This is a genomic window from Planomonospora sp. ID91781, from assembly GCF_015711595.1.
GTDB lineage: Bacteria > Actinomycetota > Actinomycetes > Streptosporangiales > Streptosporangiaceae > Planomonospora > Planomonospora parontospora.
Window position 1 is genome coordinate 1,885,105 of the sequence record NZ_JABTEY010000001.1, and the last position, 25,728, is coordinate 1,910,832.

A 25,728-nucleotide genomic window follows, 5' to 3' on the forward strand; every position below is an offset into this window, starting at 1 on the left:
GGTCTCCGCAAGATCGCCGGATGATACCGAACGGTAGGATGACGAGATGAGCCAGCAGCTACCCACCCTCGAGGAGATCCGCCGGGCTCCGAAGGTCTTGCTCCACGATCACCTCGACGGCGGTCTGCGGCCCGGGACCATCGTCGACCTGGCCCGTGAGACCGGCTACGACGGACTGCCCACGACCGATCCCGACGCGCTGCGCACCTGGTTCCGGGAGGCCTCCGACTCAGGCTCGCTGGAGCGCTACCTGGAGACCTTCGACCACACGGTCGGCGTCATGCAGACGCGTGAGGCGCTGGTCCGGGTCGCCGCCGAGTGCGCGGAGGACCTGGCGGCCGACGGAGTGGTCTACGCCGAGGTGCGCTACGCGCCCGAGCAGCACACCGAGCGGGGCCTGAGCCTCGAAGAGGTCATCGAGGCGGTCCTGGAGGGGTTCAGGATCGGCTCGGAGGGCCGGGGGATCAAGGTGGGCACGCTGCTCACCGCGATGCGGCACCAGGCCAGGTCCATGGAGATCGCCGAGCTCGCGGTCCGCTACCGCGACGTCGGCGTGGCCGGGTTCGACATCGCCGGGGCCGAGGCGGGCTACCCGCCCACGCGCCACCTCGACGCCTTCGAATACCTCCAGCGGGAGAACGCCCACTTCACCATCCACGCCGGTGAGGCGTTCGGTCTCCCGTCGATCTGGCAGGCGATCCAGTGGTGCGGCGCCGACCGGCTCGGCCACGGCGTGCGGATCATCGACGACATCGCGGTGTCCGGCGACGGCGAGCCCAAGCTCGGCCGCCTGGCGGCCTACGTGCGCGACAAGCGCATCCCGCTGGAGATGTGCCCGACCTCCAATCTGCAGACCGGGGCGGCGCCCTCCATCGCCGAGCACCCGATCGGCCTGCTCCGCCGCCTCAGCTTCCGGGTGACGGTCAACACCGACAACCGGCTGATGAGCGGGACCACGGTCTCGGAGGAGTTCGCCAAACTGGTGGAGGCGTTCGGCTACGACTGGGACGACCTGCAGTGGTTCACGGTCAACGCGATGAAGTCGGCGTTCCTGCCGTTCGACGACCGGCTGGCCCTCATCAACGGCGTCATCAAGCCGGGCTTCGCGCGTCTGAAGTGGCAGGCGTGAGCGGGGCGGCGGGAGCGGGACGGGCGCGATGAGAGAGGTGTTCCGGTCGAAGGCCGCACTGGTCCTCGGCTGGGTGTGGGTCGCGTTCGCCGCGGCGAACGCGGCCGACCTGGTCGTCCGCTACAGCGGGCCGTCCTCGCTGGACGCCGGGGCGGTCCTGGCGGTGCTGACGGCCCTGGTCTTCGTCACGTGCATCCGCCCGGCGGTCGTCCTGACCGACGAGGGCGTGCTGGTCCGCAACCCGCTCCGGGACGCCTTCGTGCCCTGGACGGCCGTGGACGGCGTGGCGGTCTCGCACGCGATCACGATCACCTCCGGTGACGCGGCGGTCCGCTGCTGGACGCCGCAGACCACCGCGCGGGAGCGGGCGGCGGCCGTACGGCGCGGGCGCTCCGGCTCCGAGGGCGGCGGTCCGGCGGCCGAGCCCGCCCGCAGCCGGGGGGAGCAGGCGGCGGCCGAGGCGCTGGCGGGCAGGACGCACGCCGACTGGGCGGCCGAGCAGATCAGGCGGCGCGCGGAGGCCGCCAGGCCGCGGGCCGGGACCGGTGGGACCGGGGCCGAGGCCGGTGAGGGGTCCGCGACGATCGAGACCGGGGCCGGAGCCGAGGCCGGGGCGGGGCCGGGAGCCGCCGGGACCGGTGAGGGGCCCGCGACGATGAGGATCACCTGGGCGCCGGGCGCCCTGGCCGCGCTGGGCGTCGCGCTGGCCCTGGTGGTCGCCGCCTTCCTGACCTGACACGGCCCGGGCCCGTGCGGCAGGAGGGCGCGGCCCCGGACCTGACGGGTTCAGGACGGGCCGGGACGCCAGGCGGCGACGAGGTCCTCCGGGGTGACCAGGGCGACCTCCGCCGTCGCCGAGCCGCTCCGGGAGACGGCGAGCAGCGGCGTGCCGGGGGTCGCGCCCGGCATCCGGGAGCGGCGGACGATGAGCGCGTCCAGGTCGCCCCGCCCGAAGGGCCGGTCCTCCCGCCACACGACCGAGCCGAGCAGGGTCACCGTACGCCCGACCGGTTCGAGGTCCGTCCCCACGACGTCGATCTCCGGGTCGTCGGTGCGGGTCCAGTAACCGCCGATCGCGCCCGTCCCGCCGGGAAGCCCGCCCATGCGCCGCAGCGACTCCCGGACCAGGGGCTTGACGGCCGCCTCGCGCCACGCGTCCCACGAGCGCAGGAGGCGGGCGAGGGCGAGGTCGCCCCGGTCCCGGCCGATCTCCGCCAGCCCGGGGCCGACGAAGGCGAGCCAGAAGCGCAGGTGCGCGTCGGTGACGTGGTAGCGGGTCTCACGCGACGGCCGGGTGGAGAGCGGGGTCGCGGCGGTGACCAGCCGTCGCTCCACGAGGGACTGCAGCGCCCGGTTGAGCGAGGCCCTGGGCACCCCCGGCACGGCGCGGCCGATCGCGGAGTGGGTGCGGTGCCCGGCGCCGACGGCGTTCAGGACGGTCCTCGCCTGCGTGTCCGGCGGCGCCTCGGCGGCCAGGACGCGCTCCCCCGTGACGACCAGGGGGGAGACCGGGTCGGACAGGGCCCGCCGGAGCTGCTCCCGCACGGGCAGTCCCGGGGGCCACTCCCGGCAGATCAGCGGCAGGCCGCCGGAGACCAGGCAGGCGTCGACGGCCTCGGCGGCGGGCAGCCCCGTCGCGTCCGCCACGTCCGCCGGGGTGAGGGGGTGGACGACCAGCTCGGTGGCGCGCATGTAGAAGGGCCGCCCCGGCCGGTTCACCGCCTCCATGGTCTCCAGGTCCGAGCCGGCGAGGACGAGCAGCACGGGACGGCGGGACAGCTCCCGGGCGAACACCACCTGCAGCACGCCCTCCAACTCGGGGGCGGTCGCCAGGAGCACGGGGAGCCCGTCGAGCACGACGACGCTCGGCGACTCCTGGGGGACGGCCACCGCCAGGAGCCGGAGCGCGTCCTCCCACGATCCGGCGGACCGCTCCGCCAGGATCCGGGCGCCGGGGAGGGCGGACGCGGCGCCCTCGGCGAGCAGCCCCGCCACCTGTTCGGCCTCCGTGCCCCGGACGGCGGTGTGGAAGACGTACGGGACGTCCGCGCGCCGGACGAACTCCTCCAGCAGCCGGGACTTGCCGGCTCCGCGGCGGCCGCGCACCAGGACCGCCCGGCCCGGGCGGCCGGCCCGGCCGCCCGTCGCGACCTTGCCCAGCAGGCGTTCCAGCCTGGACAGCTCGTGCTCCCTGCCGATGAACCGGGCCATCGCTCCCCGAGGGTCTCATTGATGAGAGTCTCAGCAGCGAGACTCTTCTGTCCGATGTGCCCGTAATCTGGCACCTCACCGCTGAGCAGGCCTGATATGGAGGTTCCGAGGCCGACTCTTTCCCGTTCCGGAGAGTCGTACGCCTGCGGTCACGGCGGCCGCCCCCTCCGGAGACGCCGACGGCGCGGTCCACGCCGCCGCGCCCGCCGGGAGCCGCGTGCGGGACCTGCATGCGGAAGCCTTCCGCGGACCCGCATGCGGAAGCCTTCCGGGACCTGGCGGGAGCCGCGTGCGGAGGCCTGTCCGGGAGCGGGCCGTCCGGTGCCCGGCACCGGAGCGCCCGGCGGGCTCCGTCCGGCGGCGGAATGCTCAGCCCGGGCGGCACCGCGCCGATGGGGCGGGTATCCCGCCGACCCCTTGGAGGAAGCCATGGCGGCACGAGTGACGAACCTCAGCGTCACGCAGCGGTTGGCGCTGATCTTCACCGCGGGGGCGGTGACGGTCGGTTCCGTCGTCGGCATCGGCATGTACTCCCAGAGCCGGCTGATCGGCGACGCCGACCGGTTGCGGGGCATGGAGCACGCCAAGGCGATCCTCAACCACCTCGACACCCGCGAGGCCGAGCTGAAGGTCGACGCCTACCGGGCGATCAGTGAGCGGGATCTCAGCGACGTGCGCGCCGACCTGCCCGAGGACGTGGCGTCGGTGACGCAGGCCGTGGCGGACCTGGACGCCCTGGCCCTGCCGGAGCGGGTGCGGGAGCGGCTGGAGTCGGTGCGGCCCGACATCGAGGAGTTCAACGCCTTCGTGTCGGCGTTCGTGGCCGACGCCGGACGCGACCGGGCCGCCGCGCGGGAGCGCGGGCAGCAGATCGCCGAGCGCAACAGCGTGGTGGACGGCAAGCTGGAGGCGGTGCACGCCGGGGTGGACGCCGAGATCGAGGCCGCCCGCGCCGGGATGGACGCCTCCGTCGCGCAGACCCGCCTGCTCTCCCTGCTGGTGGGGATCGGCGGGGTGGTACTGCTGGTGGCGCTCTGCGTTCCGCTGGGACGCTCCATCTCCCGGCCGGTGCGCCGCATCGGCCGGGTCCTGGCCGCGGTGGCGGAGGGCGACCTCACCCCGCGCGCCGACGTCGCCTCCCGCGACGAGCTCGGCCGCATGGCCCAGGCGCTGAACCAGGCGATCGAGCACATGCGCACCGCCGTGCGCACCATCGACGCCTCCGTGGGCGGGCTGGCCACCGCCTCCGGGGAACTGACCGTCACCAGCGGCCGGATCGCCGCCGGAGCGGAGGAGGCCAGTGCCCGGATCGGCGCGGTCGCCGCCGTCGCCCAGCAGGTCTCCGGCGACGTGCACTCCGTCGCGGCCGGATCCGAGCAGATGAGCGCGGCGATCGGGGAGATCGCGCAGAGCGCGGGGCAGGCGGCCGGCGTCGCCTCGCAGGCCGTCGCCGTGGCCGCCTCCGCCAGCGGGACCGTCGCCAGGCTCGGCGCCTCGTCGGCGGAGATCGGCTCGGTCATCAGGACGATCACGTCCATCGCCGAGCAGACCAACCTGCTCGCCCTGAACGCCACCATCGAGGCGGCCCGGGCCGGGGAGGCCGGCAAGGGCTTCGCCGTGGTCGCCGGCGAGGTCAAGGACCTGGCGCAGGAGACCGCCAGGGCGACCGAGGACATCGCCCGGCGGGTCGAGGCGATCCAGGCCGACACCGGCGACGCGGTGGCGGCGATCAGCGAGATCAGCGGGATCATCACCCGCATCAACGACTACCAGCTGGCCATCGCCGGCGCGGTGGAGGAGCAGACCGCCACCTCCGGGGAGATGAACCGCGGCGTGACCCAGGCCGCCTCCGGCACCGGGCGGATCGCCGAGACCGTCTCCGACGTGGCCGGTGCGGTCCGGCTCACCAGCGACGGTGTGACCGAGGCCCGGCGCGCGGCCGAGGACCTCGCCCGCATGTCGGCCGACCTGCGGACGCTGGTCGACCGGTTCCGCGTCTGAGCGCATGCGGACCGCGGGCGCGCGACCCGCGGGCGGCAGGGCGCGGCCCGTGGCAGGGGAGACCGCCGAGCCGCCGCCCGAGGCCGCGCGGCACAGGCGGAGCGCCGGGCCACGGCCCGGCGGGCGCGTCACAGGCCCAGCGCCGCCGACAGATCGGCCGTCAGCGCGCCCAGCTCCCGTACGGCCTGCGCCCGGGCGTCGGCGACCTCGCCGGTCACCGGTACGACGGTCTCCAGGTAGCACTTGAGCTTGGGCTCCGTCCCCGAGGGCCGGACCACGACACGGGCGCCGCCCGCCAGGCGGTAGCGGATGCCGTCGGTGGGCGGCAGGCCTGCCGAGCCCAGGCTGAGGTCCTCGGCCGACTCGACCTTGCGGCCGCCGAGCTCCACCGGCGGGGCGCCGCGCAGGCGGGCCATGGCCCCCGCGATCAGGGACAGGTCGTTCACCCGGACCGAGAGCTGGGAGGTGGCGTGCAGGCCGTACCGGCGGGCCTGGTCGTCGAGGAGGTCGAGCAGGGTGCGGCCGTCGCGCTTGGCCCGGGCGGCGAGGCCGGCGACGGTCAGGGCCGCGCCGATGCCGTCCTTGTCGTGGACGGGCAGGCCCCCGCCGGAGCCGACGCTGTAGCCCAGCGCCTCCTCGTAGCCGTAGACGAGCTTCCCGTGGCCGCCTCCGGCCTTCATGATCCACTTGAAGCCGGTGAGGGTCTCCTCGTAGCCCACGCCGTGCTCGGCGGCGATCTTCCCGAGCAGGGACGACGAGACGATGGTGGTGGCGACCAGGCGGTCGTCGCCCGAGGTGTGCCGGATGACGTGCTCGCCGAGGAGGGCGCCGACCTCGTCGCCGGTGAGCATCCGGTGGCCGCCCTGCGGCAGGGGCACGCCCACGGCGCAGCGGTCCGCGTCGGGGTCGTTGGCCAGCACGAGGTCCGCGCCGACCCGTCCGGCGAGTTCCAGGGCGAGGTCCATCGCGCCGGGCTCCTCCGGGTTGGGGAACGCGACGGTCGGGAAGTCGGGGTCAGGGTCGGCCTGGGCCTCGACGGTCACCGGGCTCGCGAACCCGGCGGCCAGGAACGCGGAGGTGAGCGTGACGCCGCCGACGCCGTGCAGGGGCGTGTAGACGACCTTCAGCTCGCGGGCGTCGCCCAGCGGGAGCAGGGTCACCGCGTCCAGGTAGGCGGCCACGATCTCCTCGCCCAGGTCGGCCCACCCGGGGTCGTCGGGAGAGCCCAGTGGCAGGGCGGAGACGGGGCCGACGGCGTCGATGGCGGCGGAGATGCCCGCGTCGACCGGCGGCACGATCTGGGAGCCGTCGCCCCAGTAGACCTTGTAGCCGTTGTCCCGGGGCGGGTTGTGGCTGGCGGTGACGGTCACGCCCGCGTCGGCGCCGAGGTGGCGGACGGCGAAGGCCAGCACCGGGGTGGGCAGGGGGGCCGGGAGCAGCGAGGCCCGCAGCCCGGCGCCGGTCAGCACGGCGGCGGTGTCGCGGGCGAAGACGTCGGAGTTGTGCCGGGCGTCGTAGCCGATCACCACGTGCCGGTCCGGGCCGAGGACGGCGGCCAGCCCGGCGGCGGCGCGCATGACGGTGACCCGGTTCATCCGGTTGGGTCCGGCGCCCAGCTCGCCGCGGAGACCGGCGGTGCCGAACTCCAGCTTGGCGCCGAACCGCTCGCGCAGCGCCTCCTCGTCCCCCTCGTCGAGGAGTTCCCGGAGTTCCTCCCGGGTCCGCGGGTCCGGGTCCTGGGCCAGCCAGTCCTGGGCGAGCCGTACGAGATCGCTGCTCATGATCACCTCACGCTCCGGGCGGGGAGGGCGTGTCCCCGCCGGTTTCCCCTACCGGCCCGCCCGCGGGTCCCGCTCCGGGGACCCGCGGGGCCGGGCGCTACAGCTTGTTGACGATCCCGGCGAGCAGGACCCCCATGCGGGCCGCGGTGGTGCGGCCGACCTGGAGCACCTCCTCGTGGTTCAGCGGCTTGCCGACCAGGCCCGCCCCCGGGTTGGTGACCAGGGAGATGCCGAGCACCTCGGCGCCGGCCTCGCGGGCCGCGACGGCCTCCAGCACGGTCGACATGCCGACCATGTCGCCGCCGAGGATCCGGCACATCTGGATCTCCGCGGGGGTCTCGTAGGTCGGGCCGCGGAAGGCGACGTAGACGCCCTCGGTCATGGTGGGCTCGACCCCGCGGACCAGGTCGCGCAGGCGCCGGGAGTAGACCTCGGTGAGGTCGACGAAGGTGGCGCCGGTGATCGGGTTGGCGCCGGTCAGGTTGATGTGGTCGCTGATCAGCACCGCCTCGCCGACCTCCTGGGTCTCCGGGCGCAGGCCGCCGGCGGCGTTGGTCAGCACGACGGTGCGGGCCCCGGCCCGTACGGCGGTGCGCACGCCGTGCACGACGGGCTCGACGCCCCGGCCCTCGTAGAGGTGGGTGCGGCCGAGGAAGATCAGCGCGTTCTTGCCCGACTCGGTCCGCACGGCGCGGACCCTGCCCGCGTGGCCGGCCACGGCGGGCGGCGCGAAACCGGGCAGGTCGGTCACCGGGATCTCGGCGACGGTCTCACCGATCGCGTCGGCGGCCGGGACCCAGCCCGACCCCATCACCAGCGCGACGTCGAAGGACTCGACTCCGGTGGCGCTCCGCAGTGCGGTCGCGGCGTCCGTGGCGAGTGCATAAGGGTCATTGGTCACCTCACCGAGCGTACTCGCCGGGCCGTCCACGCCATGACTCCGGCGGCCGCGACCCGCCGCTACGCCTCCGACCTGCCGAGCATCCGGCCGCGGCCCGCCACCGGTCCCGCAGACGGGAGGCGTCACCGGTCCCGCGGATGCGGCCCGCCACCGCCCGCCGCGGACGGGGCGTCAGCCGCCGAAGGAGGTGCAGGGGCGGTTGCGCAGCGCCTTGACGTAGTCGTCGGGGGCCCCGGCCTTCTCCGCGGCGTCGGACAGGATGCCGAGGTAGCGCGCCGAGGGCAGGCCGCCCTCGTAACCGTCGAGCACGTAGAACCAGGCCACGACCTCGCCGTCCAGGGTCTGCACGCGCAGCCGTACCTTGTGGTAGAGGCCGCGGGTGGCGCCCTCCCACTGGTCGAGGGAGGTCTCGTCCCATTCGGGGACGTCGTAGAGGACGACGAAGACGTGCTCGTCGGGGTCCTCGACGATGGTGGCGAGCGCGCCGTCGAGCGCGCCCTCCCGGCTGAGGTCGTCCCCGCCGAACGTCAGGCGCCAGCCCTGCAGCCAGCCCGACCCCCGGACGGGGGAGTGCGGGGCCCGCTGGGCCATCTGCTCGGGGTCCATGTTGCTGCCGTAGGCGGCGTAGACAGGCACGGTGCCCAAGACTAATCCAAGATCGCCCGCATGCCCCTCCCGTGATGTCATGTCGTCGATTTCCTCGAAGGGCAAGGGCTTTCCCCGGTTTTCGAGGGGGACCCGAGCGGTGGTTGGTCCGGGGATGCGGGAGAATGGGGTAGTGACAAGGATCGTGATCATCGGTGGCGGACCCGGCGGATACGAGGCGGCACTGGTGGCGGCGCAGCTGGGCGCGCAGGTCACCGTGGTCGAGCAGGACGGGCCCGGGGGCGCCTGCGTGCTCACCGACTGCGTGCCCTCCAAGACCCTGATCGCGACCTCCGTGCGCAAGCAGGCGCTGCTCGACGCCGCCGCGCTGGGCGTGCACTACAGCGGGGGCCCCGACGGCGACGTGGGGACCCCGGTGGCCGACATGCCGCTGGTCAACCTGCGGGTGAAGGAGCTGGCCCGGGCCCAGTCCACCGACATCGCGGCGCGGCTCGCCGCCGAGGGCGTCGAGGTGGTCCAGGCCCCCGGGCGGCTGGTGGACCCGCAGGTGGTCAGGGCCGGCGACCGGACGATCCGGGCCGACGTGGTCATCGTGGCGACCGGCGCGACCCCGCGCATCCTGCCGACCGCCGAGCCCGACGGGGAGCGCATCCTCACCTGGCGGCAGATGTACGACCTGGAGGAGCTGCCCGAGCACCTCATCGTGGTCGGCTCCGGCGTCACCGGCGCGGAGTTCGCCGGCGCCTACCGCTCGCTCGGCTCCGAGGTCACCCTCGTCTCGTCGCGCGACCGGATGATGCCGAACGAGGACGCCGACGCCGCCGAGGTCCTGGAGGAGGTCTACCGGCGCCGCGGGATGAACGTCATGGGCCGCTCCCGCGCCGAGTCGGTCAAGCGCACGGCCGACGGCGTGGTCGTCACCCTGGAGGACGGCCGGACCGCCGAGGGCAGCCACTGCCTGATGACGGTCGGCATGGTCCCCAACACCGCCGGGATCGGCCTGGAGGAGGCCGGCGTCACCCTCGACCGGGGCGGGTTCGTCCAGGTGGACAAGGTCTCCCGCACCTCCGCGCCGGGCGTCTACGCGGCCGGCGACTGCACCGGGGTGCTGATGCTCGCCTCCGTCGCCGCGATGCAGGGCCGGATCGCCGTCTGGCACGCCCTCGGCGAGGCCGTGCAGCCGCTCCGCCTGGCCACCGTGGCCTCCAACATCTTCACCGACCCCGAGATCGCCGCGGTCGGCATCACGCAGAAGGCGATCGAGTCCGGGGAGATCCAGGCCAACGTGGTCAAACTCCCGCTGGCGACCAACGCCCGGGCGAAGATGCAGGGCTTCCACGACGGCTTCGTGAAGCTGTTCTGCCGCCCCAACACCGGCATCATCCTCGGCGGCGTCGTGGTCGCCCCGCGCGCCTCCGAGCTGATCCTGGCGGTCTCGGTCGCCGTGCAGCAGCGGCTCACCGTGGACCAGCTCGCGCACACCTTCGCGGTCTACCCCTCGCTGTCCGGGTCCGTCACCGAGGCGGCCCGCCGCCTGATGCAGCCGATGACCCCCAGCGGCATCTGACCGGCTAGCGCACGCGGCCGCGGAGCCGTCCCAGGGCGTTCCGGCCGTCCTGCACGGCCCGCGCCACGAGGTGCAGGTCCTGCTCCCGCCTGGCCATGACCAGGGCGTTCTTCGCGGCCTCGTAGGCGTCCAGGGCCTGCCGCCAGTCGTGGTCGGCGGTCATCCCGCCGCGCCCGCTGATCTGGAACTCGTAGTCGAGCCGGTCGATCTCCTCGCCGAGCCGGGTGATGTCCTCCTCCGCGCCCCGGCGCATGAGGGTGAAGCGGGCGTTGCGCCTGGTCCGCCGCTGCGCGCTGACGCCCCAGGCCACCACGGTGACCGCCAGGCCCACCGCGCTGAGCACCACCATGACGAGGCCCACGGAGATCCCGCCGCCCTGGTCCGGCGCCGCGGCCGTGGACGGCTCGTCCTCCGGCGCCTCCTCGCCGCCCAGGGGGAGCGAGGTGGGGAAGGAGGTCGGCAGGCCGGCCAGGCCGGTGGGGGTGCCCTTGGCGCCCTCGAGGTTCGCGTCGTCGGCCATGGTGAAGGACGCCTTCTCGACCGTCGCCCCGGTGAAGTCGGCCCCGGCGAGCTCGGCCATGGTGAACTCGGCCTCGGTCAGGTCGGCGTCGACGAAGACGGCGTTGCGCAGGTTGGCCTGGGTCAGCGGGGCCTCCCGGAGCTTGGCCCGGGTGAAGTCGGCCTTGCGGGCCTTGAGCTGGCCGGGCGTGCTCTCGGTGAGGTCGGCGCCGACGAGTTTGGCGCTGGTGAACTCCACCTGGGTCAGCTCGGCCCGGGTCAGCTTCGCCCCGGACAGGTCCGCGTAGGGGAACTCGGCCTGCCCCGCCTCGGCGTCGATGAGGATCGCGCCGCGCAGGTCGGCGTGGTCGGCCCTGACCTGGCCCAGATCGGCCTCGGTGAGGTTCGCGCCGCGCAGGTCGGCGTACTTCAGCGTCGCCTGGGTGAGGTCGGCCTCCTTGAGCGAGGCGTCACGCAGGATCGACCCGGTCAGGTCCTTCTGCGTCAGCTGCTGGCCGTCCAGCTTGGCGCCGGTCAGGTCGGCGCAGCGCAGGCTGGAGGGGAGCTGGGCGCCCCCGGTGAAGTCCCGGCCGCGCAGGTTCGCCCGCTGACCGGGCCGGCACGGGCCGGCCGAGGCCGCTTCGGCCGAGCCCCGTCCGGCCGGGGCCCACCCGGCAGGAATCGGCCGCGCCGGGGTTCCGGCCGAGGCGCGGGCCTGGCCCTGGGCGGGCGCGGCGTGGGCGGGCAGGGCTGCGAACCCCGGCGCCGCGACGATCGCGGCGGTGAGCGCCAGGGAGATGGAACGACGCACGGGAGCCTCCTTCGACTACGGCCCCGAGCGTGCCAGCGGCCCATTGCAGTCCGCTGGACACCCGCTTGATCCCCGGTGGCCGCGCCCCGCCTCAGCGAGGCACCCGGACCACCGCGTACCCTCCCGGGGGCAGCAGCAGGTTACCGGGAACCGCCTGCTCCCGGTCGCCGTGGTTGACGGAGAAGACCCAGTCGCCGCGCCGTACCGACTCGACGGGGGCGGCGGGGCCGAGGCCGAGCAGGCGGGCGTAGGCGTCGTCGTCCAGCCGGGTGGAGACGTAGACGGCCCGGTCGCGGCGGGTGACCGCGGGGGTGCCGTCCGGGTAGCGGGCCAGGGCCTCGGCCCCGGCCAGGTGGACGTGCTCGGTCCACAGGGTCGCGGTGGCGCCGTCGTCCAGCGTCACCGGGCCGGCGACCGGCAGGAACTCCTCGACCCGGACGCCGAGCAGGTCGCGCAGCGCCCCGGGGTAGCCGCCGGTCCGGACGCGGGCGTGCTCGTCGGCGATCCCGCTGAGGAAGGAGACCACCAGGCGGCCGCCGCCGGCGGCGTACCGGCGCAGGTTGCCGGCGTCGTCGTCGGAGAGCAGGTAGAGACTCGGGGCGATCACCAGCTCGTAGGCCGACAGGTCCGCCGAGGGGCGGACGAAGTCGGCGGTGACGCCGTGCCGGTAGAGCACCCGGTGCGCCTGCCGTACGGCCTCCAGGTAACCGGTCTCGGTGGACGGGAAGCCCGGGGACTGCAGCGCCCAGCCCGACTCGGGGTCCCACAGGATCGCGGCGGACGCCTCGACCGGCGCCTCGCAGGCCTCGGCGAGGGCGGGCAGCAGCGCGCCGAGGTCGCGGATCTCGCGGAAGATCCGCGAGTCCGGCCCGGAGTGCGGGACCATCCCGCCGTGCCAGAGCTCGGCCCCGCCGCGCGAGGCCCGCCACTGGAAGAACATCGCCCCGCGCGAGCCCCGCGCGATGTGCGACAGGCTCAGCCGGGTGATCTCGCCGGGGCGTTTGGCGGCCATGCGGGGGCCGGTGTAGGTCACCACGGCCTGCTCCATCAGCAGCCACGGCCGCCCGCCCGCCCAGCCGCGCGCCAGGTCGGCGGCGAACGCGGTCTCCTCCGGCGGGTTCTCCGACGGGTAGTGGTCGATCGCGACCAGGTCCACCTCCTCCGCCCAGTCCCACTGGTTCACCGGGACCCAGTCGCCGAAGACGAAGTTCGTGGTGACCGGGACGTCCGGGGTGAGCTCGCGCAGGACCGCCTTCTGCTCGCGGAAATGGGTGAGCATCTCGTCGGACAGGAAGCGGCGGAAGTCCAGGACCTGGGAGGGGTTGGGCAGGTACTGGGTGGCGCGGGGCGGCATGACCTGCTCCCACGCCGAGTAGTGCTGGCTCCAGAACGAGGTGGTCCAGGCGTCGTTCAGCGCCTCCAGCGAGCCGTGCCGGGCGCGCAGCCAGGCCCGGAAGGCGGCGGCGGCGTGGTCGCAGTGGCAGCCGGTGCCGTACTCGTTGTGCACGTGCCACATGGCCAGCGCCGGGTGGCCGGCGTAGCGCCCGGCGAGCGCGCGGGCGATGCGGACCGAGGCCTCGCGGTAGGCGGGGGCGGCCACGCAGTAGGTGTCGCGGCTGCCGTGGGTGAGCCGGACGCCGTCGGCGGTGACGGCCAGCGCGTCGGGGTGGGCCAGGGAGAACCAGGGCGGGGGGGAGGCGGTGGGGGTGGCCAGGTTCACCCGGACCCCGCCCTCGTGGAGCAGGTCGAGCACCCGGTCCAGCCAGCCGAAGTCGTAGGCCCCCTCGGCGGGTTCGAGGCGCGACCAGGAGAACACCCCGACGCTGACCAGGTTGACCCCGGCCTGCCGCATCAGGGCGACGTCCTCCTCCCAGACCTTCTCCGGCCACTGCTCGGGGTTGTAGTCCCCGCCGTAGCACAGGCCTTCCAGCCCTTTCGGCCAGTTCACTCTGGATCCTTTGTTCGTACAGAAACTAAACTAATTATCCATGGATCATGGAGTCGTCTCAAGTGCCGCGACCGGAGACTGGGAGCGGGCGCTGATCACCGGCAACGGCCGCCAGGGCGCCCTGGTGTACGGGGAGCCGGGGGAGTTCCGGGTGACCCTCTCCCACGAACGCCTCTTCCTCCCCGTCACCGAGCCCCTGCCGCCGCCGCACACCGCCCGCGTCCTGTCCGAGCTGCACGCCCTGCTGTACGGCGGGCGCCCCCGCGAGGCGGCCGAGCGGGTCGCCGGCCTCGCGGCCGAGGAGCACCCCGGCTACGCGGAGACCCGCTGGATCGACCCCCTGGTCCCCGCCGCCACCCTGGCCTTCTCCACCCGCGCGCCCGGCGGCGTCCGGCGGACCTGCGACTTCACGACCGGGCTGGTGACGCAGGAGCACGGCCCGGCCCGGCAGGAGGTGTTCGCCTCCCGCCCCGCCGACGTGGTGGCGGTCCGCCTCTCCGGGGCCGGAGGGCTGCTCCGGCTGCTGCCGCCGGACGGCGAGCCGCCGGTCCCGGTCCGGTTCACCTCGGAGACGGCCCCGGGCCGCCTGGTCCTCCGCGCGGACCTGCCCGAGTGCCGGCCCGGCGCGATGACGGGCTACACCGTCGAGTGCCGGGTCGACGGGGAGGCGGAGGCGCTCCCCGACGGGCTGGCGGTCCGGGGTGAGGCGCTCGTGCTGGTGCGCACCGTCGTGCACGGGGTCGGGCGGGCGGGCGGCGAGCCGTACCCGCTGGACGGGCTGCCCGCCGACTTCGGGCGGCTGCTGGACGAGCACGCGGCCGTGCACGGAGGGCTGCTGGCCCGGTCGGAGGTCCGGCTGCCGGACGGCGGGCCGGTCGAGCGGCTGTTCACCGCCGGGCGGTACGCGGTGATCTCCAGCTCGGGCGAGCTCCCGCCGACCCTGCAGGGGGTGTGGACCGGGACCTACGACCCGCCGTGGCGCAGCGGCTTCACCATGGACGGGAACCTGGCCTCGGCGGTGGCCGCCCTGCCCTGCACCGGGACCCCGGAGCTCATGCTCCCGGTCTTCGACCTGGCCGACGCGATGATGGACGACTTCCGGCAGAACGCGCGCAGGCTGTACGGCTGCCGGGGGATCCTGGTCCCGGCGCACCTGTCCACGCACGGCCTGCACAACCACTTCGGGCCGGTCTGGTGCCTGACCTTCTGGACGGCCGGCGCGGGCTGGCTGGCCCGGCTCTACCACGACCACTACGCGCACACCGGCGACCTGGCCTTCCTGCGCGAGCGGGCGCTGCCGTTCATGACCGAGGCGGCCCTGTTCTACGAGGACTTCCTGGACGGGGGCGGCGACTTCGTCCCGTCCTACTCGCCGGAGAACACCCCGGCGGGGGGCGACTCGCAGGCGTGCGTCAACGCGACCATGGACGTCGCGGTCGTCCGGGACCTGCTGCGCAACCTCGTCCGCGCGTGCGAGCTCCTGGGGCTGGACCCGGCCCGGTGGTGGCGGCTGCTGGAACGCCTCCCGGTGTACCGGATCGCGCCGACCGGGGAACTGGCCGAGTGGATCGGCCCGCGGCACCTCGCGGACGGCGCTCCGGCGGGCACCGCGGGCGGCGGCGCGGGCGGGCGCGCGGACGGCGGTTCCCCGGGCGGGACGGGCGGAGGCGGGGGCGGGGGCCTTCCGGCGGACAACCACGCGCACCGGCACGCCTCGCACCTCTACCCGCTCTGGTACGAGCGGGACCCCGCCTTCGACGACCCCCGGCTGGCGGCGGCCGCGGAGCTCGCGGTCCGGCGGAGGCTGGAGTGGTGGCGCGGCGAGGGCAGCGACGAGATGGCGTTCGGGCTGGTCCAGCTGGGGCTCGCGGCGGCCTCGCTGGGCCTGGCCGAGGAGGCGCACGAGACGCTCACGCTGCTGGCCACCCGCTACTGGCGCGAGGAGAACCTGGTCTCCACCCACAACCGGGACGCGATCTTCAACGTGGACGTCTGCGGCGGGCTGCCCGCGCTGGTCGCGGCCATGCTGGTGCGCTCCTCGCTGCCCGGCGCCGGTTACGGGCGGGTGGACCTGCTGCCCGCGCTCCCGGAGGCCTGGCCGCGGGGCGAGGCGCGCGGGCTGGTGGTGCGGGGCGGCACGGTCGAGCGGCTGACCTGGAAGCCCGGCCGGGTGGAGGCGGTGGTGCGGGCCTGGGCCCCGCTCCTGGTCACCTGCGGCATCCAGAGCGCGCGGGTGCTGCCCGGGGAGGCGTTGCCATTGACGTTTGTTGGTTTGGACGCAAAACTAATTCAGCAACTGGAAGCCTGAAGCGCTGGAGCCCCCATGCCCTACCGTCCCCCGCTGATCGCGCATGAGTACTTCGTCGCCGACCCGCCGGAGCTGCCCGTCCGCTCGCACGGGGAGGGCGGGCTCTCGGCGCTGACGGCGGCGGAGCTGGTGGCGGCGGACGCGGCCGGAGTGGTCCTGAAGGCGACCACCTCGGCCGAGGAGACGCTCGTGGCCTGCGTGGGCGTGGCGGGCGAAGGGGTGATCCGGGTACGGCTCGGCGAGGACGCCGACGCGCGCACCCGGTCGGCGCGGGCGATCACCATGGTCACACCGGGCGGGTTCCCCGGGGCCCGGGTGGAGACGGGCGGCGGGACGGTCGTGGTCGACGCCGGGTCGCTCCGCGCCGAGATCACCCTGTCCCCCTGGCACCTGCGCTTCACCGACGCCGCCGGGAGGACCCTGCTGGAGCAGGACGCCGGCCACGTCGACATCAGCGGCCGGCTGCGCACGCTCCCGTTCGGCCGCTCCACGGCCGGCGGCGAGGTGGCCGGCTACCACGAGAGCTTCGCCGCCCCCGCCGACGAGGCGTTCACCGGCTTCGGCGAGTCCTTCACCCCGCTGGACAAGCGCGGCCAGCGGCCGGTCATGTGGAACTTCGACGCCTTCGGCGCCGAGTCCCAGCGCGCCTACAAGAACGTGCCGTTCTACCTGTCCAGCCGGGGCTACGGCGTGCTGGTCGACAGCGGCGCCCCGGTGGAGTTCGACATGTGCCAGTCCACGCACAGCTGCGTGCAGATCGTCGTTCCGGACGACCTGATCGACTACTACGTGATCGCCGGGCCGACCCCGCCGCAGATCCTGGACCGCTTCGACCGGCTGACCTGCCGTCCGGCGCTCCCGCCGAAGTGGGCGTTCGGCACCTGGATCTCCTCGGGCTTCTTCGTCGACACCCAGGAGCGGGTGATGAACCGGGCCCGGACGATCCGCGAGCGCGGCATCCCCTGCGACGTGCTGCACCTGGACACCTACTGGCAGACCGACGGCCACTGGTCCGACCTGCGCTGGGACGAGGGCAACTTCCCCGACCCGGCCGGGATGCTGGCGGAGCTGAAGGAGATGGGCTTCAAGGTCTGCCTCTGGATGAACCCGTACATCTCCCACCTGAGCCCGGCCTTCGCCGAGGCGGCGGAGAAGGGGTACTTCCTGAGGAGGCCCGGCGGCGAGGTCTACGTCGCCGACTCCTGGCACGGCTCCTACCCCGAGTGCGGCATCGTCGACTTCACCAGCCCCGAGGCCGTCGAGTGGTTCCGGGGGCTGCTCCGGCCGCTGCTGGAGCAGGGCGTGCAGGTCTTCAAGACCGACTTCGCCGAGGGCGTGCCGCGCGACGCGGTCGCCGCCAACGGCATGACCGGCACCGACCTGCACAACGTCTACACGCTGCTCTTCAACGACGTGGTCTCCGAGGTGACGCGCGAGGTCGCCGGGCACGGCATGGTCTGGGCGCGCTCGTCCTTCCTCGGCGGGCAGCGGCACGCCGCCCAGTGGAGCGGCGACACCTACACCGGTTACCCGGCGATGGGCAGCACCCTGCGCGGCGGGCTGGCGCACGGCCTGTCCGGCATCCCGTTCTGGAGCCACGACGCGGGCGGCTTCACCGGCCGCCCCACCGACGACCTGTACGTCCGCTGGACCCAGTTCGGCGCCTTCTCCCCGCTGCTGCGGCTGCACGGCACCACCAGCCGCGAGCCGTGGGAGTTCCCCGAGGTCGAGGCCGAGGCCGTGGCGGCGCTGAAGCTCCGCTACCGCTTCATGCCGTACGTCTACACCGCCGCCGTCGAGGCCGCGCGGACCGGGGCGCCGATGATGCGGGCCCTGTGCGTCGACCACCCGGACGACCCGGTGGCCTGGCGGGCCGACCTGGAGTACCTCCTCGGCCGCGACCTGCTGGTGGCCCCCATGACCTCGCCCGACGGCGTCCGGAAGGTCTACCTCCCGGCCGGCGAGTGGGTGGACCACTGGACGGGCGAGGTGCTCGCGGGCGGGCGGCACGTCACGGTGTCCGCGCCGCTTTCGCGCATCCCCCTGTTCGTCCGGCGCGGCGCGGTCGTCCCGGTCCTGGCCGAGCCCGGCGAGACCGTCGGCGACGGGCCGTTCGGGGAGATCACGCTGGTCGGCTACGGCACGGACGCGGGGACCGCCGTGATCTCCGACGTCGACGGCGACACCACGGCGACCGTGGAGGCGGGCGGGATCCGGGTGGACGGTCCCGCGCGCGTCACGGGTTTCGAGCGGTTCGGGGCCGCCTGAGGGCCGTGGGCTCCGGGCGGTTCGGGGCCGCGTGAGGGTCACCGGTTCCGGGCGGTCCGGGGCCGCCTGAAGTACGACGGCCGCCGAGCGCGGCCGGGCGGTCCGGAGCCGGACCGCCGCCAGGGGCGGCACGGCCGCCACCATCCATGGGAGACGAGCATGTTCACAATGCGAACCGGGGCGGCCGTGCTGGCCGCGACGGTCATGCTGGCGGCGCTGGCCGCCTGCGGGGGCGACGGGCAGGAGGGCGCGGAGCCCGCCGCGAGCGGTCCCCGGACGCTCAAGCTCTGGCACTACGAGAGCGCCGACGGGGCGATGGGCAAGGCCTGGGCCGAGGCGATCAAGCAGTTCGAGGCCACCCACCCCGGCGTCAAGGTCCAGTTCGAGGAGAAGGCGTTCGAGCAGATCCGCCAGTCGGCGGGCATGATCCTCAACTCGGACGAGGCCCCCGACGTCATGGAGTACAACAAGGGCAACGCCACCGCCGGGCTGCTCTCCAAGCAGGGCCTGCTGACCGACCTGTCGGCGGAGGCCGCGAAGCGCGGCTGGGACAAGCTGCTCAGCCCGTCGCTGCAGACCACCGCGAAGTACGACGACCGGGGCGTCATGGGCTCCGGCAAGTGGTTCGGCATCCCGAACTACGCCGAGTACGTGATGGTCTACTACAACAAGGACCTGTTCGAGAAGCACAAGGTCGAGGTGCCGACCACGTTCGAGCAGTTCACCGCGGCCATGGACACGTTCGCCAAGGCCGGAGTGACCCCGCTCGCGGTCGGCGGCGCGGAGTACCCGGCGCAGCAGATCTTCTACCAGCTCGCGCTGAGCAAGGCGCAGCGGCCGTGGGTGGACGGCTTCCAGCTCTACAAGGGCAAGGTCGACTTCCACGGGCCCGAGTTCACCTACGCGGCCGAGACCACGGCCGACTGGGTGAGGAAGGGCTACATCGCCAAGGACTCCGCCGGGATCAAGGCCGAGGACATGGGCCTGTCCTTCATCGGCGGGAAGTACCCGATGGTGGTCACCGGATCGTGGTGGTACGGCCGGTTCGCCACCGACATCAAGGACTTCGAGTGGGGCTCGTTCCTCTGGCCGGGCAACACCCTGCACGCCGGCTCCAGCGGGAACATCTGGGTGGTCCCGGAGAACGCGAAGAACAAGGACCTGGCCTACGACTTCATCGACATCACGATGAAGAAGGAGATCCAGAACCTGCTCGGCAACTCCGGCGGCATCCCGGTGGCGGCCGACCCCGCCGCGATCACCGACCCGAAGAGCAAGGAGCTGATCGAGAACTTCACGAAGCTCTCGACCGCCGACGGGCTGGCGTTCTACCCCGACTGGCCCGCCCCGGGCTACTACGACGTGCTGGTGGCCGGGGTGCAGAACCTGATCAACGGCGCGAAGAAGCCCGCCGAGGTGCTCGACGAGCTCGCCGCGCCGTACGAGGAGAACCTCGCCGACATCGGCGACTGACCCGCGGAGCAGGCCTCGGCGACCGGCGGCCCCGGGAAGGCCCCGGCGGCCGGAAGGACATCGGCGACCGACAGTCGGAAAGAGGAAAGATGGCAGTGCACGCTCCGGCCGCGCGGCCGAAGGCGGTCCGCGGACCGGAGCCGCACCCGCGCCGCCGCACCGGCGGCTACTGGGTGTTCCTGCTGCCCAGCGCGGTGCTGTTCACCGCGGTGATCCTGGTGCCGTTCCTGATGAACATCGGGATCTCCTTCACCCGGTGGCAGGGGATCGGCGACCCGAGGTGGCTCGGGCTCGACAACTACACCCGGTTGTTCGCCGACGCCCGGTTCTGGACGTCGTTCCGGAACAACGCGGCGCTGATCGTGGCGATGGCGATCGTCCCCACGCTCATCGGGCTCGTCCTGGCGGCGACCCTCTTCGACTACGTGGGCAAGAAGTTCGGCCCCCGTACGGCGAGCGTGCTGCGGGCCGCCTACTACCTGCCGCAGGTGCTGCCCGTCGCGATCGCCGGGATCGTCTGGGGCTGGATCATGCACCCCCGGTTCGGCGTGCTCAACGAGTTCCTGGCGCTGTTCGGCATGGAGCCGCGCGGCTGGCTGGGCGACCCGGACTGGGCGCTGCCGAGCGTGATGATGATCATGGTCTGGTTCCAGATCGGCTACCCGGTGGTCATCTTCATGGCCGGACTGCAGCGCGTGGACCCGGCGCTGTACGAGGCCGCGGAGATGGACGGGGCCTCATGGGCCCGGCGGTTCCGGCACATCACCGTCCCGCAGATCCGGCCCGAGATCTACGTCGTCCTGCTCACCTGCACGATCGCCGCGCTCAAGGTCTTCGGGCCGATCTTCGTGCTCACCCGGGGCGGTCCCGGCGGCGCCACGCTCGTGCCGTCCTACTTCAGCTACCAGAACTTCTTCGAGAAGGCCAACGTCGGGTACGGCGCCGCGATCGCCACCGTGCTGACCCTCCTGATCATCGTGGTCACGGTGCTCTTCCTGCGGATCCAGGACGGGGAGGAAGGCGACTCGTGACCTCCCGCCCGCGTTCACCTCGTCCGTGTCCGCCCCGCTCGTGTCCGCTCCGCCCGCGTCCGGCCGACTCACATCCGACATATCCGCATCCGGCACACCCGCGTCCGGCCGGCCCGAGGAGCGCTCGATGATCCGGAAGTACTCGGTCCTGGTCTCGCTGGCCGTGCTGGCCGTCGTGATGCTGGTGCCGTTCGCCATCGTCACGCTCAACGCGGTGCGCTCCCCGGCGGACTACTCCGCCAACGGCCCGCTGAGCCTGCCCGACGGCCTCCACCTCGACGGGATCGTCGAGTTCTGGAACCGGGTCGACTTCGGCGGGAAGCTGTGGAACAGCCTGCTGATCAGCGGCTCGGTGGCGGTGCTCGCCGTCGTGCTCTCGGTGCTCAACGCCTACGCGCTCGGCATCGGCCGGGTCCGCGGCCGGACCTGGATCCTGGTCGTCTTCCTGGTGGCCAACACCCTGCCGCAGGAGGCGCTGGTCTACCCGCTGTACTACCTGTCCAAGGAGGCCGGCCTCTACGACACCCGGCTCGGCGTGATCATCATCTTCACGGTCATCCAGAGCGCGTTCGGCACCTACCTGCTCGCCTCGGTGCTCGGCCGGTTCCCGCACGAGATCCTGGAGGCCGCCGCGCTCGACGGGGCCGGGAAGTGGCGGGCGCTCTGGCGGGTCGTGGTCCCGGTCAGCAGGCCCACGCTCTCGGTGCTGCTGATCTTCTTCTTCATCTGGACCTGGAACGAGTTCTTCCTCCCCCTGGTCTTCCTGATCTCCAACGAGAACCAGACCGTCCCGGTCGCGCTGGGCGTGCTCCAGGGGGACAAGATGATGGACGCCACCATGTCGAGCGCCTCGGCGCTGCTCGGCATCCTCCCGGCCGTCGTCTTCTTCCTGATCTTCCAGCGGACCCTGACCCGCGGCGTGACCGTGGGCGCGATCAAGTAGGAGGCATGGTGTCCTTCCGCACGTCCTTCCGTCCGCCCCGAATGCGCTTACGCGTGTCCCCCCGTCCGTCACCGCGCGCGCACCTGCGCAGGTCCGCGGCCGCCGGCGCCGTGCTCGCCCTGGCCCTCGGCCTGTGCGCGGCCCCGGCGCACGCGGCCCCCCAGCACCCCTTCCGCGACCCGTCGCTCCCGCTCCAGCAGCGCGTCGACGACCTGCTCGGCCGGTTGACCCTGGCCGAGAAGGTCTCCTGGCTGCACCAGTACCAGCCGGCGGTGGAACGGCTCGGCATCGGCCTGTTCAAGACCGGCACCGAGGCGCTGCACGGCATCGCCTGGTCCACCGACGTCGACAACGGCGGCAACGTCGTCACCGCCAGGGGCACCGTCTTCCCGCAGGCCGTCGGCCTGGCCAGCACCTGGAACCCGGACCTGGTCGAGCAGGTCGGCGAGGCCGTCGGCACCGAGGCCCGCGGCTACCACGCCGAGAACCCGCGGGTGTGGGGCCTGCAGCTCTGGGCGCCGGTGGTCAACCTGCTCCGCGACCCCCGCTGGGGCCGCAACGAGGAGGGTTACTCCGAGGACCCGCTGCTCACCGGCGCGATCTCCACCGCCTACGGCAGGGGCATCCAGGGCGACGACCCCGACCACCTGCGGGCCGCTCCGGTGCTCAAGCACTTCATGGCCAACAACAACGAGATCCGCCGGGACACCACCAACTCCAGCATCCGGCCCCGGGTCATGCACGAGTACGAGCTCCCGGCCTTCCGGACGGCTCTCGCGAACGACGCCGCCACCGGGGTGATGACCGCCTACAACCTGGTCAACGGCCGCCCCGCCACGGTCACCGACCTCAACGCGAGCGTGCGCCGGTGGACCGACCGGACGCTCTTCAACGTCTCCGACGCGGGCGGGCCGAACAACCTGACCGGCTCGCAGCGCTACTTCGCCACCCAGCCCGAGGCGGCCGCCGCGATGATCAAGGCGGGCGTGGACAGTTTCACCGTGGACGACACCAGGAGCGCTCCGACGGTCGCCTCGGTGAACGCCGCGCTCGCCCAGGGGCTGCTCACCGAGGCCGACGTCGACCGGGCCGTGCGCAACATCCTCAGTGTGCGGTTCCGGCTCGGCGAGTTCGACCCGGACGGCGGGCCGTACGGGAAGATCACCAAGGCGGTGGTGGACAGCCCCGAGCACCGGAGGCTGAACCGGCGGGCCGCCACCGAGGCGATGGTCCTGCTCAAGAACACCGGCCCCGAGGGCCCGGCCGCCGAGGGCTCAGGGAAGCCCGGTGCGCTGCTCCCGCTGGATCCGGCGAAGAAGGTCGCGGTCATCGGCCCGCTCGCCGACACCCTCTACACCGACTGGTACTCCGGCGCCCTGCCGTACGAGGTGACCCCGCTGGACGGGATCAGGGAGCGGGCCGCCGTCACCGGTGCGACCGAGGGCGCCGACCGGATCGCGCTCAAGGCCGGCGGGAGGTACCTCACCGCCCCGGCCGGCGCGGGCGGCGACCTGAGGCTCGCCGCCGCCACCGCGGGGGAGGCCGAGCAGTTCGACGTCTTCGACTGGGGCCAGGGGATCGTGACCCTGCGCAGCGTCGCCAACGGCAGGTACGTCAGCCGCGCCAACTGGTCCACCCTCGCCAACACCCAGGAGCAGCCCGCCGGCTGGTTCGTCCAGGAGCAGTTCAAGCTGGAGTCGCAGGGCGACGGGACCGTGCTGCTGCGCTACGCCGGCTACGAGACCGCCGAGCCGTGGTTCGGCCCGAACGTCTACGTCCGGGCCGCCGCCGACGGCACGCTCTCCCTCACCACTGCGGAGAACGCCACCCGGTTCACCAGGGAGACCGTGCGCAGCGGGATCGCCGAGGCCGTCGCGGCGGCGAAGAGCGCCGACACGGCGGTCGTCGTGGTCGGCAGCATGCCGTTCATCAACGGCCGCGAGGCCCACGACCGCACCGACCTGGGCCTCGCAGAGGGCCAGGAGGCGCTGGTCGAGGCGGTGCGCGAGGCCAACCCGAACACCGTGGTCGTCCTGGAGAACAGCTACCCGACGACCATCGACCGTCTGGCGGAGAAGGTCCCGGCCGTCCTCTGGACCACCCACGCCGGCGCGGAGACCGGCCACGCCCTGGCCGACATCCTGTACGGCGACGCCAACCCGGCCGGCCGGCTCACCCAGACCTGGCCGCGCGAGGGCGCGGAGCTGCCGGACATCCTGGACTACGACATCGTCAAGACCGGCTCGACCTACCTGTACTCGAAGGACGAGCCGCTCTACGCCTTCGGGCACGGTCTGAGCTACACCACCTTCGGCTACCAGGGGCTGAAGACCAGGCGCGGCGGCGACGGCTTCGAGGTGAGCGTCAAGGTGACCAACACCGGGTCGCGCGCCGGTGACGAGGTCGTCCAGCTCTACACCCACCAGCGCTCCTCGCGGGTGCGGCAGCCGGTCAGGCAGCTGCGCGGGTTCGAGCGGGTGCACCTGGCGCCGGGCGAGTCGAAGACCGTCACGTTCCCGCTGAAGACCGCCGACCTGGCGCTGTGGGACGTGACCCGGGGCCGCTTCGCGGTGGAGCCGTCCACCCACGACGTGCTCGTCGGCTCCTCCTCGGACCGGATCCGGCAGCGGGCCACGCTGCGGGTGGACGGGGAGCGCATCCCCGCCCGCGACCTGACGCGGGCCGTCCGGGCCGCTGACTTCGACGACCACTCGGGGGCGGAACTGGTCGACGAGACCAAGGCGAGCGGTGACGCGGTCGCGCTCTCCTCCGGCGAGTGGATCTCCTTCGCCGACGTCGACCTCGGCCGGGGCGCGACCGGGGCGACGCTGGGGGTCGCGGCGGCCGAGGCCGCCTCCGTGGAGGTCAGGACCGGGTCGCCGGCCGGCAGGCTGCTGGGCACGGTCCGGGTGGCCGCCACCGGCGGGGTCTACCGGTGGTCGACGGCCACCGCGGCGCTCGCACGGGCTGCGGGACGGCAGGACGTCTACCTGGTCGCCCGAGGCGACCTGCGGCTCAAGGACGCCGTCCTGACCCGCTGAGCCTTCGGGGGAGCCCTCCGGCGGGCCCCGGCGGCACGGAACCGCCCGGGGCCCGCCGGTCCGGTGGGCCCGTACCGGCAGGACTCGGCGGTCCGCGGTCCGGTGGACCCGTACCCGCAGTCGGTGGGGCCGGGGGCGGCAGGCGGAGGCCGCGTCGGCAGGCGGAGGGGCCCGTACCGGCAGCGGGGGGTAAAACCTCCCCGCAGCGGCTTGCATCTCCGCGGGAGGATACCTATAAATGGAGTGTGAGGTTTCTAGGAAGCAGGGCTTGAGGAACCCTGCAAGATTCAACGGAGGTGGTTATCGATGCTGCTGACGTCGATCGATCCGTTCGTCCAGGAGTTCGACCGCCGGTTCGACCGGATCGCGCGGCAGACGCTCGGCTGGGGCGAGAACGCCGCGCGCGGGGCCATGCCGCTGGACGGCGTCCGCCGCAAGGACGACGTGCTCCTCAAGTTCGACCTGCCGGGCGTCGACCCGGACTCCATCGAGGTCACCGTCGACCGCGGCGTGCTGACCGTCAGCGCCGGCCGCGAGGAGGAGTACGGCGAGGAGGACCGCCTGTTCGTCCGCGAGCGCCCGATGGGCACCTTCACCCGCCGCGTCTACCTCTCCGAGCACCTCGACGGGGAGAAGGTCGACGCCGCCTACTCCAACGGCGTCCTGGCCGTGCGCATCCCGGTCCTGGAGAAGGCCCGGCCGCGCAAGGTGGAGATCCAGAAGGTGGACCAGGTCGACCAGAAGTCCATCAAGGCCTGACCCGCCCGAGGCGGGCCGCGACGGGGCGGGCACCATGAGGACGGTGCCCGCCCCGTCGGCTTCCCCCCGACGCCGAGAAGGAGACGACGATGACGCGGCTGCCGTTCGAGGACGAGCACGCACCGCTGTACTCCGTCGGTCAGGTGGCCGACATGCTCCAGGTGCAGCAGGCGTTCCTGCGCCGCCTCGACGAGCACGAGGTGGTCCGGCCCACCCGCTCGGCCGGAGGGCAGCGGCGCTACAGCAGGCACGAGATCGGCAGCCTCCAGGACGCGATCCGCCTCATCGACGAGGGCATGACCCTCCCCGCCGTCCGCCGCATCTTCGAACTCCAGCAGCAGGTCCGCGACCTGCAGGCCGAGATCGCCCGCATGCGCGCCGCCCACGGGGGTGACACAACCGAGGAATCATGATCCTTTTTCGGGAAGTGCACCGTTCCGCAGGCCGTACGG

General features: G+C 73.4%; 18 protein-coding genes. 12 read left to right on the forward strand and 6 right to left on the reverse strand.

Translation table 11 applies throughout. From position 1 onward, the window contains the following. The first annotated feature begins 46 nt into the window (after window positions 1-46). Both HS048_RS08790 and HS048_RS08795 read left to right on the forward strand, forming a co-directional pair. The gene (locus HS048_RS08790; protein WP_068896676.1) at window positions 47-1,129 is read left to right on the forward strand and encodes an adenosine deaminase; all 1,083 of its coding nucleotides are present in this window, start codon (window positions 47-49) and stop codon (window positions 1,127-1,129) included. 28 nt (window positions 1,130-1,157) lie between these two features. Then, on the forward strand, window positions 1,158-1,865 hold the full coding sequence (locus tag HS048_RS08795) for a PH domain-containing protein (RefSeq protein ID WP_196466649.1): 708 nt from the start codon (window positions 1,158-1,160) through the stop codon (window positions 1,863-1,865). Window positions 1,866-1,915: 50 nt separating this feature from the next. On the opposite strand, the gene HS048_RS08800 is transcribed toward HS048_RS08795, so the two are convergent. Beyond that, on the reverse strand, window positions 1,916-3,340 hold the full coding sequence (locus HS048_RS08800) for an ATP-binding protein (protein WP_196466650.1): 1,425 nt from the start codon (window positions 3,338-3,340) through the stop codon (window positions 1,916-1,918). Between the two features lie 429 nt (window positions 3,341-3,769). Between HS048_RS08800 and HS048_RS08805 the strand changes: the two genes are divergently transcribed. Beyond that, the gene (locus HS048_RS08805) at window positions 3,770-5,341 is read left to right on the forward strand and encodes a methyl-accepting chemotaxis protein (RefSeq protein WP_196466651.1); all 1,572 of its coding nucleotides are present in this window, start codon (window positions 3,770-3,772) and stop codon (window positions 5,339-5,341) included. 128 nt (window positions 5,342-5,469) lie between these two features. On the opposite strand, the gene HS048_RS08810 is transcribed toward HS048_RS08805, so the two are convergent. The 3 genes from HS048_RS08810 to HS048_RS08820 all read right to left on the reverse strand — a co-directional run bounded on the left by HS048_RS08810 (window position 5,470) and on the right by HS048_RS08820 (window position 8,659). Beyond that, a complete protein-coding gene (locus tag HS048_RS08810; protein WP_196466652.1) occupies window positions 5,470-7,122 on the reverse strand; it encodes a phospho-sugar mutase in 1,653 nt (550 codons plus the stop codon). A 97-nt stretch (window positions 7,123-7,219) separates the two neighbouring features. Continuing rightward, window positions 7,220-8,023 (reverse strand): purine-nucleoside phosphorylase, encoded by an 804-nt coding sequence (locus HS048_RS08815; protein ID WP_196466653.1) that lies wholly within the window; start codon window positions 8,021-8,023, stop codon window positions 7,220-7,222. Between the two features lie 171 nt (window positions 8,024-8,194). After that, window positions 8,195-8,659, reverse strand: a complete 465-nt coding sequence (locus tag HS048_RS08820; RefSeq protein WP_068896744.1) for a gamma-glutamylcyclotransferase — start codon at window positions 8,657-8,659, stop codon at window positions 8,195-8,197. Between the two features lie 142 nt (window positions 8,660-8,801). Between HS048_RS08820 and HS048_RS08825 the strand changes: the two genes are divergently transcribed. Continuing rightward, window positions 8,802-10,196, forward strand: coding sequence for an NAD(P)H-quinone dehydrogenase (locus HS048_RS08825; protein ID WP_068896679.1), 1,395 nt, complete (start codon window positions 8,802-8,804; stop codon window positions 10,194-10,196). 4 nt (window positions 10,197-10,200) lie between these two features. Here HS048_RS08825 and HS048_RS08830 read toward each other — a convergent pair whose 3' ends face one another. Together HS048_RS08830 and HS048_RS08835 are read right to left on the reverse strand one after the other, a co-directional pair. Next, window positions 10,201-11,505: a pentapeptide repeat-containing protein gene (locus tag HS048_RS08830; protein ID WP_196466654.1), complete on the reverse strand. Its 1,305-nt coding sequence runs from the start codon at window positions 11,503-11,505 to the stop codon at window positions 10,201-10,203. 91 nt (window positions 11,506-11,596) lie between these two features. Further along, entirely contained in the window at window positions 11,597-13,453 is a 1,857-nt protein-coding gene (locus HS048_RS08835) for a beta-galactosidase (RefSeq protein WP_307832393.1), read from the reverse strand. 40 nt (window positions 13,454-13,493) lie between these two features. Here HS048_RS08835 and HS048_RS08840 point away from each other — a divergent pair, with 40 nt between their 5' ends. The 8 genes from HS048_RS08840 to HS048_RS08875 all read left to right on the forward strand — a co-directional run bounded on the left by HS048_RS08840 (window position 13,494) and on the right by HS048_RS08875 (window position 25,689). After that, entirely contained in the window at window positions 13,494-15,761 is a 2,268-nt protein-coding gene (locus tag HS048_RS08840) for a glycoside hydrolase N-terminal domain-containing protein (protein ID WP_196466655.1), read from the forward strand. Window positions 15,762-15,776: 15 nt separating this feature from the next. Continuing rightward, the gene (locus tag HS048_RS08845; protein ID WP_196466656.1) at window positions 15,777-18,029 is read left to right on the forward strand and encodes a TIM-barrel domain-containing protein; all 2,253 of its coding nucleotides are present in this window, start codon (window positions 15,777-15,779) and stop codon (window positions 18,027-18,029) included. Window positions 18,030-18,188: 159 nt separating this feature from the next. Further along, window positions 18,189-19,502: an ABC transporter substrate-binding protein gene (locus tag HS048_RS08850; RefSeq protein ID WP_196466657.1), complete on the forward strand. Its 1,314-nt coding sequence runs from the start codon at window positions 18,189-18,191 to the stop codon at window positions 19,500-19,502. A gap of 89 nt (window positions 19,503-19,591) precedes the next feature. Next, window positions 19,592-20,533 carry a carbohydrate ABC transporter permease gene (locus HS048_RS08855; protein ID WP_191894073.1) on the forward strand — a complete coding sequence of 314 codons (942 nt, stop codon included), beginning with the start codon at window positions 19,592-19,594 and terminating at the stop codon, window positions 20,531-20,533. Between the two features lie 127 nt (window positions 20,534-20,660). Beyond that, window positions 20,661-21,476 carry a carbohydrate ABC transporter permease gene (locus tag HS048_RS08860; protein WP_196466658.1) on the forward strand — a complete coding sequence of 272 codons (816 nt, stop codon included), beginning with the start codon at window positions 20,661-20,663 and terminating at the stop codon, window positions 21,474-21,476. Window positions 21,477-21,529: 53 nt separating this feature from the next. Further along, on the forward strand, window positions 21,530-24,517 hold the full coding sequence (locus HS048_RS08865) for a glycoside hydrolase family 3 C-terminal domain-containing protein (protein ID WP_307832394.1): 2,988 nt from the start codon (window positions 21,530-21,532) through the stop codon (window positions 24,515-24,517). A 306-nt stretch (window positions 24,518-24,823) separates the two neighbouring features. Continuing rightward, the gene (locus tag HS048_RS08870; protein ID WP_196466660.1) at window positions 24,824-25,276 is read left to right on the forward strand and encodes an Hsp20/alpha crystallin family protein; all 453 of its coding nucleotides are present in this window, start codon (window positions 24,824-24,826) and stop codon (window positions 25,274-25,276) included. 89 nt (window positions 25,277-25,365) lie between these two features. Then, window positions 25,366-25,689 carry a MerR family transcriptional regulator gene (locus tag HS048_RS08875; RefSeq protein WP_196466661.1) on the forward strand — a complete coding sequence of 108 codons (324 nt, stop codon included), beginning with the start codon at window positions 25,366-25,368 and terminating at the stop codon, window positions 25,687-25,689. Window positions 25,690-25,728: the final 39 nt, after the last annotated feature.

Bases quoted from the DNA above. Each gene is read 5' to 3' on its own strand.
- HS048_RS08790 (WP_068896676.1), top strand. From the start codon at position 47: ATGAGCCAGCAGCTACCCACCCTCGAGGAGATCCGCCGGGCTCCGAAG.
- HS048_RS08795 (WP_196466649.1), top strand. From the start codon at position 1,158: ATGAGAGAGGTGTTCCGGTCGAAGGCCGCACTGGTCCTCGGCTGGGTG.
- HS048_RS08800 (WP_196466650.1), bottom strand. From the start codon at position 3,340: ATGGCCCGGTTCATCGGCAGGGAGCACGAGCTGTCCAGGCTGGAACGC.
- HS048_RS08805 (WP_196466651.1), top strand. From the start codon at position 3,770: ATGGCGGCACGAGTGACGAACCTCAGCGTCACGCAGCGGTTGGCGCTG.
- HS048_RS08810 (WP_196466652.1), bottom strand. From the start codon at position 7,122: ATGAGCAGCGATCTCGTACGGCTCGCCCAGGACTGGCTGGCCCAGGAC.
- HS048_RS08840 (WP_196466655.1), top strand. From the start codon at position 13,494: ATGGATCATGGAGTCGTCTCAAGTGCCGCGACCGGAGACTGGGAGCGG.
- HS048_RS08845 (WP_196466656.1), top strand. From the start codon at position 15,777: ATGCCCTACCGTCCCCCGCTGATCGCGCATGAGTACTTCGTCGCCGAC.
- HS048_RS08850 (WP_196466657.1), top strand. From the start codon at position 18,189: ATGTTCACAATGCGAACCGGGGCGGCCGTGCTGGCCGCGACGGTCATG.
- HS048_RS08855 (WP_191894073.1), top strand. From the start codon at position 19,592: ATGGCAGTGCACGCTCCGGCCGCGCGGCCGAAGGCGGTCCGCGGACCG.
- HS048_RS08860 (WP_196466658.1), top strand. From the start codon at position 20,661: ATGATCCGGAAGTACTCGGTCCTGGTCTCGCTGGCCGTGCTGGCCGTC.
- HS048_RS08870 (WP_196466660.1), top strand. From the start codon at position 24,824: ATGCTGCTGACGTCGATCGATCCGTTCGTCCAGGAGTTCGACCGCCGG.
- HS048_RS08875 (WP_196466661.1), top strand. From the start codon at position 25,366: ATGACGCGGCTGCCGTTCGAGGACGAGCACGCACCGCTGTACTCCGTC.